We start from the raw sequence: 11,786 nt of genomic DNA on the forward strand, positions 1-11,786 counted from the left end.
GCTGCCCACCACGACGCCGGGCGGCGCAGGCCATACCGCCCCGTATGATCCGCCCCATGCTTGCCAAGTTGATGAGTTTTATCCTGCTGGGGATCGTGCGGTTTCTGACCGGCTCCCAGGCCCGCTGGTATGGCTGCCCGCCCAAGGCCGAGCAGCGCATCTATTTCGCCAACCACCAGAGCCACGCCGACATGGTGCTGATCTGGGCCGCGCTGCCCGAGGAGCTGCGCAGCATCACACGCCCGATCGCGGCCAAGGACTACTGGACCAAGACGCCGTTTCGGCAGTGGATCACCACCGCCGTGTTCAACGCCGTGTATGTGGACCGCCAAGCCACGCCCGCGCGCCCGCCCGCCCCTGCGGCGACAGAGCCCGTGGGCGTGATCGGCGCCATGGCCACCGCATCTGCGGACGCCGACACCGCAACGGCGGGCGGCCCCGACCCCTCGCCCGACACGCCACCGCGCACCCCGACGCCCGAGGAACTGCGCGCCGCCCTGCCCGAATCCGACCCACTGGCACCGTTGGTGCGGGCGTTGGCCAGCGGCGACTCCATCGTGATCTTCCCCGAGGGCACGCGCGGCCATGGCGACGAGCCGCAGTCCTTCAAATCCGGCCTGTTCAAGCTGGCGCAGATGTTCCCGCAGGTGGTGCTGGTGCCCGCCTGGATCAACAACGTGCAGCGCGTGATGCCCAAGGGCGAAGTGGTGCCGGTGCCCATCCTGTGCTCAGTGACGTTTGGCGCGCCGATCCAGCTGGAAGCGGGTGAAGAACGCCGCCCCTTCCTTGATCGCGCACGCCGCGCGGTGATTGCACTGCGGGAAATTTGAATATGACCCCCACGCTCATCGCTTCGCGTATCGCTGCCCCCCAAGGGGGCGCGTCATTGCCTTCGGGCGGCCGGGCGGCAACGACATGAACAACTTCCTTCGCAACCTCACCACCACCCAGCAGATCGGCGCCCTCTTCATCGCCGTGTTCGGCATCCTGTCCATCGTCACCGTGTGGGCCTTTGTGCGCAATCTGCGCGAGCATGCGAGTGACGACCCCGAGTCCGAAGCCCGCATGCTGGAGGCCAAACGCTTCTGGGGCCTGCTCAAGACCTCGTGGATGATGGCCACCGTGTTCTGGGTGGGCTGGGTGCTGGGCGACACCGTGGCCACCGTGCTGTTTGCCATCGTGGGCTTTTTTGCGCTGCGCGAGTTCATCACCCTCTCGCCCACGCGGCGCGGCGACCACCGCAGCCTGGTGCTGGCGTTCTTCGTGGTGCTGCCGCTGCAGTTCTGGATCGTGGGCAGCAAGATGTTCGACCTGTTCACGGTGTTCATCCCGGTCTATGTGTTTCTGGCGCTGCCGGTGGTGAGTGCGCTGGCCAACGACCCACAGCGGTTTCTGGAGCGCAACGCCAAGCTGCAGTGGGGCATCATGGTCTGCGTGTATGGCATGAGCCATGTGCCCGCGCTGCTGCTGCTCGACTTCCCGGGCTACCGCGACAAGGGCGCGTTCCTGGTGTTCTTCCTCGTCTTTGTGGTGCAGACCTGCATGGTGGTGCAACACCTGCTGGGGCGGCGCTTTCCGCACACCCCCGTGGCGCCGCAAGTAAGCCAGAGCTTCCAGTGGGCCAGCTGGCTCGCCGGTGTGGCGGCCGGTGGTGTGGCGGGCGGGCTGCTCACCTTCATCACCCCGTTCAAACCCGGCCAGGCGCTGGGCATGGCGCTGCTGGCCTGCGTGGCAGGCAGCCTGGGGCATCTGGTGATGAAGGCACTGAAGCGAGACCGGGGCATCACGAGCTGGGGCATGCAGGGCATGTCCGTCACCGGTGCCGGTGGCCTGCTCGACCGGGTGGACGCATTGTGTTTTGCAGCCCCCGTGTTCTTCCACTCGGTGCGCTGGTACTTCGGACTTTGAGCAAAAATGGCCGTCTGCGCTCGACCACATTGCCCATATAGCTATTGAATTTATAGCAAATGCGTATCCTTGGCATTGACCCCGGCCTGCAGACCACTGGCTTTGGCGTGGTGGACGTTGACGGCCACAAGCTCAGCTATGTGGCCAGCGGCACCATCCGCACCACCACGCTGGCACTGGGCGACCTGCCCGGGCGCCTGAAGATTTTGTTCGACGGCATCACCGAGGTCGCAGCCCGCTACAAGCCCGATGTGGCCTCGGTCGAAATCGTGTTCGTCAACGTCAACCCCCAGTCCACCCTGCTGCTGGGCCAGGCGCGCGGCGCCGCCATCACCGCCCTGGTGGCCAGCAACCTGCCCGTGGCCGAATACACCGCGCTGCAGATGAAAAAAGCCGTGGTCGGCCACGGCCGCGCCGCCAAAAGCCAGGTGCAAGAGATGGTGCGGCGGCTGCTGCAGCTACCGGGCCTGCCGGGCACCGACGCGGCCGACGGCCTGGGCATGGCCATCACGCATGCACACGCCGGTGCGGCCATGGGGCGGCTGAGCGAGGCGGCCACGCTGAACCGGCGGCAGCATGCGATGTACAAGGGGGGGCGGAGCTACTGACCGCCAGGGGGCTGGCCATGCCCCACCACAATTACATCAGCGCCCCAGCCCGCGCTTGAGTTCCTTGAGCAACAACAGTACCTGGTTGGAGGCATGGCGGCAGCTGCTGTTGAGCAATTGCACCGCCTTTTGCTGCTCGCCCGACTGAAACAGCGTGACCACATCAGCGGCCTGCTGGTGGAAGTATTTGTGGCGGGCCACCAGCATCTCGAACGCCGGGTAGTGGCCGAGCCGCACACGCCCGGTGCCATACAGCCAGCGGCCCAGGTCGCAGCGGTCGTCGTGGCAGATGCGTTCGGGCCGCATGACCTCGTCCGAGCGGCCGTTGACCATGTCCTGCAGCTGCAGGCGCCAGCGCTCGTGGCTGGCAATGGCGGCATCGATGTCGATTTCGGTCATGAGGGTGGCCGCGTATTCCGCGTCCAGCACCAGCTCGCTGCCGTTGTCCTCCATGGCCCAGGTGGTGTCGGGGCTGGTCGGATCCTGCTCCTTGATCTTGAACAAACGGCTGAAAAAACCCATCGTCATCCCTTTTGCGGCCACAGTCCGCGCACACCGGAACATGCCCGCGCGGAAAAGTCTTGAAACATTCTGTGGCGCCGTCGCCGTTTTGGCTACCAAAAAATGGCCCGGTCGTGAAAATCGCGCAAGGCAACCCTTCGGGCCCTGCCAGCTCTGCCCCGGCGCCAGCACAAAGGCACCAGCGGCCAGACAATGCAGCCATGACTTCTACCCCCCGCCGCCCCGCCCTGTCGATGCTGGATCTGGTGGCCGTCCGCGAAGGCGGCACCGTGGCCGATGCCCTGCAGATTGCACTCTCCACCGCACAACACGCCGAGAAACTGGGTTTTGCCCGCTACTGGCTGGCCGAGCACCACAACATGGCAGGCATTGCCAGTTCGGCCACGGCCGTGCTGGTGGGCCACATTGCAGGCGGCACTTCGCGCATCCGCGTGGGCTCGGGCGGCGTGATGCTGCCCAACCATGCACCGCTGGTGGTGGCCGAGGCCTTTGGCACCCTGGCCGAGCTGTACCCGGGCCGCATCGACCTGGGCCTGGGCCGCGCGCCCGGCACCGACCCGGCCACCATGCGCGCGCTGCGCCGCAGCCGGGTAGAAACCGCCGACGACTTTCCGCAGGACGTGGCCGAACTGCAGCGCCTGCTGGCCCCCGCCGAGCCCGGCCAGCGCCTGATTGCCATGCCCGGCGCAGGTACCAACGTGCCGATCTGGCTGCTGGGCTCCAGCCTGTTCTCTGCGCAGCTCGCTGCCGAGCGCGGCCTGCCCTATGCCTTTGCCTCGCACTTCGCGCCGCGCCTGCTGCACCAGGCGATCGACCTGTACCGCAACCTGTACCGGCCCTCCGCCACCTGGCCCCAGCCTTATGTGGCAATCGGTGTGCCACTGATTGCGGCGCCCACCGATGAGGAAGCGGAGTTTCTGGCCAGCAGCACCTACCAGCGGGTGCTGGGCATTCTGACGGGCGACCGGCGCCGCTTGCGGCCACCCATTGAAAACTACGCGGTGCACCTGCAGCCGCAGGAGCGCGCAGCCATCAGCGACTTCCTGGCCGCCGCCGTGATCGGCGGGCCGGACACGGTGCGGGCAGGTTTAGCGCAACTCAGCGAAGCCACCGGGGCCGACGAGCTGATGCTGGTGAGTGATGTGTACGACCCGGCGCTGCGGCTGCGGTCGCTGGATATTGCTGCGCAGGCCCACGCCAAGGCGTGGGAGCGCAGTTAAAGACCTCAAAGACCTAGCTCTTCAGCCCTGTGTAGATGTAGGTCTGTTCCTTGCTCACACTCTGCCCCATGATCAGGATGGATCGGCTGGTGTTGTTGTACAAAACGACGTGATTGACAACAGAGCCATTGGCCACCGGGCAAGTGGTCCCATCAAAAGTCATCGGCAAGTCAAACACATTCCGGCCGCTGGCGCGTGGAACGAGGGTCCCACGAACAGAGCAGCCCGGGTAGGAGGTCGTCGAAACCAGTCCACCCGTGGTAACAGACAACGAGATCAGGGGTGCACTCACCTGGTTACCGATGCCAGTGCCCACATAGGTGCCCAGCAACTCACTCACGGCAGCAGGTTGCTCATACCGAACACCGTAGTTGCCAGAGTACTTCCAGCCATTGGAGGCGGTGACCTGGATCGAGTCCCGCACGGCATACCGGCCAAAGTAGCTCACAGACTCGATTTTGCGATCGGTCAGATGGGCTTGATCCACTACGTTGAGATAGCGGCCTGTGCCCGTGATGGCATCTGGGGCCGACGCCTGGATGTTGCCTTGTGAAAAGCCCACAACCGTGCCGTCTACGGCACTCACAATATTCCAAGTCTCGCCGTTCTCCAGCACGACACCTTGCACACTCAAGGCGATGGCATCAGGGGTCTGTCCAGTCCAAAGGCCTTCTGCGCCCGAGACGACGGTTGCTGGCGGTTTGGCGGGTGGAGGGGCTGCATCATCTCCGCTTCCACCGCAACCAGACAAGGCCACAGCGGCAAACAACCCTCCCAGGGTGATCATCTTGTTCATTTCTTCTCCTTCGTGAATGAATGCCGGGGATTGGCGCCATGGCACCCACCCCCTCCTAATTTCCCGCCACATCTTAAGCGCACGTGCCACCCGTAGAACAGCAATGGATTGCACGCCATATGTTTGCCGTTTCACCCGCGCTACATCAAGGAAGCCAGAAAAGCCCTTCGCCCAGAAACATGCCAGAAGCACTCCCCACGCGCCAAACCAAGCTGACCGCGCGCCAAGGTGCCGCCAGCCGCTACCATGGCGGGTTGTTGTTGCCCTACCGCCCACGCCCGCATGCCCGCTTTTTCCTTTGAAGCCCTGGACGCCCAGGGCCAGACCCGCAAGGGCCTCATGGAGGCCGATACCGCCAAGGCGGCACGCAGCCTGCTGCGGGCGCAGGCCCTGGTGCCGCTGGCAGTGGATCCGGTGCAAACCGGTCAGTCGCAGGATGGTCGCGCTGCCAGCCTGGGCCAGCGCCTGCTCACGCGGCCCGTGTTCAGCGCCACCGCGCTGGCCATCTGGACGCGGCAGATCGCCGGGCTGGTGTCGTCGGGCCTGCCGCTGGAGCGGGCGCTCACGGCGCTGTCCGAAGAAGCCGACGACGAACGCCAGCGCCACCTGGTGGCCGCACTGCGCGCCGAGGTCAATGCCGGCGCCACGTTTGCCCGCGCCTTGTCGCAGCACCCGCGTGAGTTTTCCGACATCTACTGCGCCGTGATCGGTGCGGGCGAGCACAGCGGCAACCTGGGCCTGGTGCTGGAGCGCCTGGCCGACGACCTGGAAGAACGGCAGGCGCTCAAGGCCAAGCTGGTGGGCGCAGCGCTCTACCCAGCCATCGTCACGCTGGTGGCGATTGCCATCGTGCTGTTCCTGGTGGGCTATGTGGTGCCGCAGGTGGCCAGCGTGTTTGCGGGCACCAAGCGGGCCCTGCCCTTCCTGACGGTGGCCATGCTGGGCCTGAGCGCGTTTGTGCGCAACTATGGCTGGGTGATGCTGGTGGCCGCAGTGCTGGCCGCCGTCGGAGCCCGGTGGGCGCTGGCCATCGACCCCGTGCGCGAAAAGTTCGATGCCGCCTGGCTGAAACTGCCGCTGGTGGGCAAGCTGGCGCGGGGCTACAACGCGGCGCGCTTTGCAGGCACGCTGGCCATGCTCTCGGGCGCGGGCGTGCCCATCCTCAAGGCCCTGCAGGCCGCCGCCGAAACCCTGAGCAACCGCGCCCTGCGCGCCGATGCGCTCGATGCCCTGGTGCTGGTGCGCGAGGGCGCCCCGCTGGCCTCGGCGCTGGCGCAGAAGAAACGCTTCCCCGGCCTGCTGTCGATGTTCGCGCGCCTGGGCGAACAAACCGGCCAGCTGCCCGTGATGCTGCAGCGCGCTGCGCGCCAGCTCTCGACCGAAGTGCAACGCCGCGCCATGGCGCTCGCCACCATCCTGGAGCCGCTGCTCATCGTGGGCATGGGCGGCATCGTGATGCTGATCGTGCTGGCCGTGCTGCTGCCCATCATTCAGCTCAACCAGTTTGTGAAGTGACCTTATGGCCGTGACCTTGGACGACAAGCTGGTGGTGGCGATCTCCTCGCGCGCGCTGTTCAATTTTGAGGAAGAGAACCGCGTTTTCGAGAAAGACAACGACCGCGCCTATGTGGACCTGCAGCGCCAGCGGCTGGATGTGCCCGCCGCGCCGGGCGTGGCGTTCTCGCTGGTGCGCAAGCTGCTTGCGTTCAACACGCCCGAGCACCAGCGTGTGGAGGTGGTGCTGCTCTCGCGCAACGACCCGGTCAGCGGCATGCGCGTGTTCCGCTCGTGCCACGCGCACGGCCTGCCCACCATCCAGCGCGGGGTGTTCACGCAGGGGCGCGATCCGTTCCGGTACCTGCGGCCGCTGGGCGCCCACCTGTTCCTGTCGGCCAACGAGGCCGATGTGCGCGAGGCCCTGCACCTGGGCTACCCGGCGGCGCGGGTGGTGACCGAATCCATGCAGGCGGGTGACGCCAACCCCGCCGAAGTGCGCATCGCGTTCGACGGCGACGCCGTGCTGTTCTCCGACGAGGCCGAGCGCGTGTACCAGGCCGAAGGTCTGGCGGCTTTTCAGCAGCACGAGACCGACAAGGCCGCCCTGCCGCTGCCCGACGGCCCCTTCAAGCCCCTGCTGGCCGCCCTGCACCGGCTGCAGTCCGCCGGGGAGGCGGGCAGCACCACGGGCATGCGCATCCGCACGGCCCTGGTCACGGCGCGCAGCGCGCCAGCGCATGAGCGTGCGATCCGTACGCTGATGGACTGGGACATCAACGTGGACGAGGCCATGTTCCTGGGCGGGCTGCCCAAGGGCGAGTTCCTGCGTGAGTTCGAGCCCGACTTCTTCTTTGACGACCAGACGGGCCATGTGGCCTCGGCCGCGCGCCATGTGCCCGCCGGGCATGTCAGCAGCGGTATCTCGAACATGGCGCCGGTGCGGGCTGCCGGGAACTGACCGCCCGGTTCGCGGTCTGTCAGGGTCGGGCCACCACCCGCATTCAAGGAGCCCCGTTTTGCACATCCCCACCCCCCGGGCCTGCGTGGCCGCCCTCTCCCTCTGGATCGCAGCCTGCAGCACAGCCTGGGCGCAGGCGCCTGACGCCGACACACAACAGCCCGCGCCCACCAAAGGCGAAGCCAAGGCCTTGCGTGATTTCAAGATGCTGGACTTCAACGGCGACGGCAAGCTCAGCCGCACCGAGGTGCAATTGTTCCCCCGGCTCGCGGCCGCGTTCGATGACGCGGACACCGACAAGGACGGTTATGTGTCGTACGAGGAAGTGCGGGCCTTTGCCGCCAAATACCGGGAGCAGCGGGACCAGCAGCGGGCCGCCGCCCAGGCGGCAGGTACCGCCTCATCGCCCCGGCCGTGAAGCCACAGCGAAAAAATACAAGCAAAATTGGCCGCTACCGCGCGTCCATCAATCCCTTATAGCTATTGTTTTTATAGCAAATCTCACAACCCGCCGGTGCGCTTGACCTTGGGATCTGAATAGGTAAGTGGCTCGTTCTTGACCTGCTGCGCCATGCGCTCCTGCAGGGTCATCTTGTTGATGTCCTGCGCCACCTCCACCGCCGTGCCACTGGCCCGCCACATCGACTGGATCAGTTCCAGCAGCTGCTTGTAGATGGGCTCCTTGGGCGGCTCGGGCGGTTCTTCTACCGTTTCTTTCTTCTTGACCTCGGTCCAGTCCCGGTTGGCGGTGTCCGGGGCAGACGGCTTGTCGGGCTCGCGCACGACGGCGCCCTCGCCCAGGCGGTCCATGGATTCCACCGGGTTGGGCGCATTGATGGGCCGCACCGGCGGCGCGCCGGAGGCGCCAGTGGAATACAAATCAGCGCCCTGAGGACGCCAACTCGGCGATCGATCGACAGGTGGCATTTGCATGGCAGTGGCCCCGGATGGTGAATGAATGTGTCTTGGCGTGCAGAGGGTTTTCCGCCGTCTTCGTAATTCATAACGGCAAAAAGAAGGGGAAATTTAGGTCTTTTTCACCGATTGGCCCAAAACAAGGGTTTTTACCTAGATTTCGGCAGGGGTTCAAGCCACGCACCAGCCTGATGTGGACTGAAAACACGGATTGAGCGCACAGGCGATCACAACCACCAGGCCAGCCTGTGGTTTTTGTGCGTGTTGGCCATGCGCCAAGGGGCGCCCAAAGGCGCCCGGAGGCGTTCAGCGCACCGAAAAAGAGAAAAAGAGAGGCCTCGGCTGGGGCTGCGGGGCCCCGAGCCGGTCAGAGAAAACGTTCCAGCAGCTTGCGCGAGTGCCGGTCCAGCGCGGTGGTGTCCTTGACGCGGAACTGCATGCCGTCGCCCCCGGCGATCAGCAGCCGGGTGCGCCCGCCCAGGCGGCGGATGTCTTCTTCGGCCTTGAGGACCAGGCTGGCCGGACCCCGGTCAGTCTCCACCTGCCAGGTGCTGGGCGTGGAAAAGCTCGACACAGCAACGATTTTTTCGATAGTAGGCACAAACTCGCGCACCGCCAGCTCCTCGTCGATGAGTTGCCGGGCCGGGCCCGCTACCTGGTCCACATGCGGAATCCACAACAACTCGTGGCCATCCGAGCCCACCAAAGACAGCCCCTCGCCAGGCGCGGCGATGGGAAAAGCACGCACAGGGGTGACGCCTTCATGCGCCGTGCCGTCAGGCAGCGTCAGAACCAGGCGGCCATGGGGGTTGCGCGCCAGCTGAAAGGCAGGCGCAGACGACGGGGTCAGGGGTGCGTTCATGGCAAGGTCGCTCACAACGGGTTCAAGGATTGCCCGCAGGGTGGGCCGGATGCAGCAGGCTGCTGTCGATGATGACCCCTGCGGCCTGGGCGTCTTCTTCGGCGCGGCGCGCCTGGGCTTCGTAGAGCCGCCAGTAGGCGCCCTGCTTTTCCATGAGTTCGTCGTGGGGCCCCACTTCCACCACCTCGCCCCGGTCCATCACCACCAGGCGGTCAGCCTTGCGCAGGGTGGACAGGCGGTGGGCAATCGCAATCGTGGTACGGCCCTGCACCAGGTTGTCGAGCGCCTTCTGGATTTCCTTCTCGGTCTCGGTGTCCACGGCCGAGGTCGCCTCGTCCAGGATCAGGATGCGCGGGTCAATCAAGAGCGCCCGTGCAATGCTGATGCGCTGGCGTTCGCCGCCCGACAGGCCCTGGCCGCGCTCGCCCACCAGCGAGTCGTAGCCGTGCGGCAGGCGCAGGATGAACTCGTGCGCATGCGCGGCTCGGGCGGCGGCCACGATCTCCTCGCGCGTCGCTTCGGGCTTGCCGTAGGCGATGTTCTCGGCGATGGTGCCGAAGAACAGGAAGGGCTCCTGCAGCACCAGGCCGATGTGGCGGCGGTAGTCGGCCACGGCAAAGCGGCGGATGTCGATGCCATCCACCTGGATGGAGCCGTCGCTCACGTCGTAAAAGCGGCTGATCAGGTTGACCAGCGTGCTCTTGCCCGAGCCGCTGTGGCCCACCAGGCCGATCATCTCGCCGGGGCGGATGTCGAGGTGGAGCCCCTTGATGACCGCGCGGCTGCCGTAGCGGAAGCCCACACCCTGCATGCTGATGGCGCCCTGCACCTTGTCCACCTTCACGGGCTGGGCCGGGTCGGGCACGTTGCTCACGTGGTCCAGGATGTCGAAGATGCGCTTGGCCCCGGCAGCGGCCTTCTGCGTGACCGAGACGATGCGGCTCATCGAATCCAGACGCCCATAGAACCGCCCGATGTAGGCGATGAAGGCGGTGAGCACCCCCACCGTGATCTGGTTGCGTGACACCAGCCAGATGCCGAACGCCCAGACCACCAGCAGGCCGATTTCAGTCAGCAGCGACACTGTGGGGGTGAACAGGCTCCAGGTCTTGTTGAGCTTGTCGTTGACTTCCAGGTTGTGCTGGTTGGCGTCACGGAAACGCTGGGCCTCGCGCTTCTCTTGCGCAAAGGCCTTCACCACGCGGATGCCGGGGATGGTGTCGGCCAGCACATTGGTCACCTCGGACCACACGCGGTCGATCTTTTCAAACCCGGTGCGCAGGCGGTCGCGCACGGTGTGGATCATCCAGCCGATGAAGGGCAGCGGCACCAGGGTGACGAGCGCCAGCCACGGATTGATGGAGAACAGGATGGCCGCCGTCATCATGATCATGAGCACGTCGGTCACGAAGTCCAGGGCATGCAACGAAAGGAAAACGTTGATGCGGTCCGTCTCCGAGCCGATGCGCGCCATCAGGTCGCCGGTGCGCTTGCCGCCAAAGTAGTCGAGCGACAGCCGCAGCAAGTGTTCGTAGGTGGTGGTGCGCAGGTCGGCGCCGATGCGCTCGGAGACCAGCGCCAATATGTAGGTGCGCGCCCAGGAGAGGCCCCAAGCGGCCAGGGCCGACAGCAGCAGGCCGCTCAGGTAGAGCATGACCAGGCCTGGCTCGATCTTCTGCCCGTTCTGGAACGGGATCAGGATGTCGTCCATCAGCGGGATGGTGAGGTAGGGCGGCACCAGCGTGGCCGCCGTGGAGGCCAGGGTGAGCGCAAACCCGGTGGCCAGCTGCTTGCGGTAAGGCCGGGCAAAACGCCACAGGCGCAGCAGCACCCAGGTGGATGTCTGCAGCGGCTGGGCGCGGGCGCAGGCGGGGCACTCTTCGGTGTCGGGCGGCAGGGGGGTGTGGCAGGTGGGGCAGGCGGGCTCGTCGTCTTCGTCTTCGGCGGCATTCCCGCCCCGGGCCACTTGCTGATCGAACCGCTGCACCAGGCGCAGGGCCTGGGCGTGGTGCGCCAGCGTGAAACGCCACAGCGCCAGGCGCTCCTGGGGGGCGTGCAGTTCGAGCGAGCCCACCCCGCCGTGGTCGTGCAGGCGCAGGGCCAGGCCGTCGCCCAGCGGCCAGCTGCGCCAGGCCGTGGTGCCGGGCTCGCAGGCCAGCAGACGCTCGGACGTCACCACCACCCAGCCGGTTGCAAACCGCAGCGCGGTGCTCAGGTCAACCTGTAACGCAGCCAGCACGTTCTCTTTGGAAGCGAGCATGGCCCGCAATTCGCCCCCCACGGGGCCAGAAAAGACACCCGAGGCGTCCACAGAATGGTGATGTTGCATTTTTGGTTGGGTTTTCCGCCACCGGCAGCCTGCGGTGGCCGAACTCGCGAAAGCGGGAATTCTCACCGATACTGCACGCCACGGTGCGACGGCATCCTCCTGTAACGTCTGCGGCAGCCATTTGGCTGACACTGCGAACAGGCCCCGGGCTGGCGCACAATCATCGTCCAA

Annotated in this window: 12 protein-coding genes; 7 read left to right on the plus strand and 5 right to left on the minus strand. The window is 65.9% G+C overall.

Annotation, left to right across the window (positions count from 1 at the left end; translation table 11 throughout):
* The first annotated feature begins 56 nt into the window (after positions 1-56).
* From A1D30_RS01265 to ruvC, 3 genes are all read left to right on the plus strand, one after another.
* Complete coding sequence (locus tag A1D30_RS01265; RefSeq protein WP_063459169.1) at positions 57-830, plus strand: lysophospholipid acyltransferase family protein; 774 nt, start codon at positions 57-59, stop codon at positions 828-830.
* An 85-nt stretch (positions 831-915) separates the two neighbouring features.
* Positions 916-1,908 (plus strand): phosphatidate cytidylyltransferase, encoded by a 993-nt coding sequence (locus A1D30_RS01270; protein ID WP_063458998.1) that lies wholly within the window; start codon positions 916-918, stop codon positions 1,906-1,908.
* Between the two features lie 59 nt (positions 1,909-1,967).
* Entirely contained in the window at positions 1,968-2,516 is a 549-nt protein-coding gene (ruvC, locus tag A1D30_RS01275; protein ID WP_063458999.1) for a crossover junction endodeoxyribonuclease RuvC, read from the plus strand.
* Positions 2,517-2,552: 36 nt separating this feature from the next.
* On the opposite strand, the gene A1D30_RS01280 is transcribed toward ruvC, so the two are convergent.
* Positions 2,553-3,038, minus strand: coding sequence for a CZB domain-containing protein (locus tag A1D30_RS01280; protein WP_063459170.1), 486 nt, complete (start codon positions 3,036-3,038; stop codon positions 2,553-2,555).
* 200 nt (positions 3,039-3,238) lie between these two features.
* On the opposite strand from A1D30_RS01280, the gene A1D30_RS01285 reads away from it, so the two are divergent.
* Positions 3,239-4,258 (plus strand): LLM class flavin-dependent oxidoreductase, encoded by a 1,020-nt coding sequence (locus A1D30_RS01285; protein ID WP_063459000.1) that lies wholly within the window; start codon positions 3,239-3,241, stop codon positions 4,256-4,258.
* 13 nt (positions 4,259-4,271) lie between these two features.
* On the opposite strand, the gene A1D30_RS01290 is transcribed toward A1D30_RS01285, so the two are convergent.
* Positions 4,272-5,054, minus strand: coding sequence for a hypothetical protein (locus tag A1D30_RS01290; RefSeq protein WP_131798398.1), 783 nt, complete (start codon positions 5,052-5,054; stop codon positions 4,272-4,274).
* Between the two features lie 282 nt (positions 5,055-5,336).
* Between A1D30_RS01290 and gspF the strand changes: the two genes are divergently transcribed.
* From gspF to A1D30_RS01305, 3 genes are all read left to right on the plus strand, one after another.
* On the plus strand, positions 5,337-6,569 hold the full coding sequence (gene gspF, locus A1D30_RS01295; RefSeq protein ID WP_063459002.1) for a type II secretion system inner membrane protein GspF: 1,233 nt from the start codon (positions 5,337-5,339) through the stop codon (positions 6,567-6,569).
* Positions 6,570-6,573: 4 nt separating this feature from the next.
* A complete protein-coding gene (locus tag A1D30_RS01300; RefSeq protein WP_063459003.1) occupies positions 6,574-7,509 on the plus strand; it encodes a 5'-nucleotidase in 936 nt (311 codons plus the stop codon).
* 106 nt (positions 7,510-7,615) lie between these two features.
* Positions 7,616-7,927, plus strand: coding sequence for an EF-hand domain-containing protein (locus A1D30_RS01305; protein ID WP_063459171.1), 312 nt, complete (start codon positions 7,616-7,618; stop codon positions 7,925-7,927).
* Positions 7,928-8,010: 83 nt separating this feature from the next.
* On the opposite strand, the gene A1D30_RS01310 is transcribed toward A1D30_RS01305, so the two are convergent.
* From A1D30_RS01310 to A1D30_RS01320, 3 genes are all read right to left on the minus strand, one after another.
* On the minus strand, positions 8,011-8,442 hold the full coding sequence (locus A1D30_RS01310; protein ID WP_063459004.1) for a hypothetical protein: 432 nt from the start codon (positions 8,440-8,442) through the stop codon (positions 8,011-8,013).
* A 349-nt stretch (positions 8,443-8,791) separates the two neighbouring features.
* On the minus strand, positions 8,792-9,286 hold the full coding sequence (locus A1D30_RS01315; protein WP_063459005.1) for a DUF1854 domain-containing protein: 495 nt from the start codon (positions 9,284-9,286) through the stop codon (positions 8,792-8,794).
* 22 nt (positions 9,287-9,308) lie between these two features.
* Complete coding sequence (locus A1D30_RS01320) at positions 9,309-11,615, minus strand: ABC transporter ATP-binding protein (protein WP_063459006.1); 2,307 nt, start codon at positions 11,613-11,615, stop codon at positions 9,309-9,311.
* Positions 11,616-11,786 lie beyond the last annotated feature (171 nt).

This window comes from Acidovorax sp. GW101-3H11 (assembly GCF_001633105.1).
In the GTDB taxonomy this organism is placed as follows: Bacteria; Pseudomonadota; Gammaproteobacteria; order Burkholderiales; family Burkholderiaceae_C; genus Acidovorax.

Bases quoted from the DNA above. Each gene is read 5' to 3' on its own strand.
- A1D30_RS01265 (WP_063459169.1), top strand. From the start codon at position 57: ATGCTTGCCAAGTTGATGAGTTTTATCCTGCTGGGGATCGTGCGGTTT.
- A1D30_RS01270 (WP_063458998.1), top strand. From the start codon at position 916: ATGAACAACTTCCTTCGCAACCTCACCACCACCCAGCAGATCGGCGCC.
- ruvC (WP_063458999.1), top strand. From the start codon at position 1,968: ATGCGTATCCTTGGCATTGACCCCGGCCTGCAGACCACTGGCTTTGGC.
- A1D30_RS01280 (WP_063459170.1), bottom strand. From the start codon at position 3,038: ATGGGTTTTTTCAGCCGTTTGTTCAAGATCAAGGAGCAGGATCCGACC.
- A1D30_RS01285 (WP_063459000.1), top strand. From the start codon at position 3,239: ATGACTTCTACCCCCCGCCGCCCCGCCCTGTCGATGCTGGATCTGGTG.
- A1D30_RS01290 (WP_131798398.1), bottom strand. From the start codon at position 5,054: ATGAACAAGATGATCACCCTGGGAGGGTTGTTTGCCGCTGTGGCCTTG.
- gspF (WP_063459002.1), top strand. From the start codon at position 5,337: ATGCCCGCTTTTTCCTTTGAAGCCCTGGACGCCCAGGGCCAGACCCGC.
- A1D30_RS01300 (WP_063459003.1), top strand. From the start codon at position 6,574: ATGGCCGTGACCTTGGACGACAAGCTGGTGGTGGCGATCTCCTCGCGC.
- A1D30_RS01310 (WP_063459004.1), bottom strand. From the start codon at position 8,442: ATGCAAATGCCACCTGTCGATCGATCGCCGAGTTGGCGTCCTCAGGGC.
- A1D30_RS01315 (WP_063459005.1), bottom strand. From the start codon at position 9,286: ATGAACGCACCCCTGACCCCGTCGTCTGCGCCTGCCTTTCAGCTGGCG.
- A1D30_RS01320 (WP_063459006.1), bottom strand. From the start codon at position 11,615: ATGCAACATCACCATTCTGTGGACGCCTCGGGTGTCTTTTCTGGCCCC.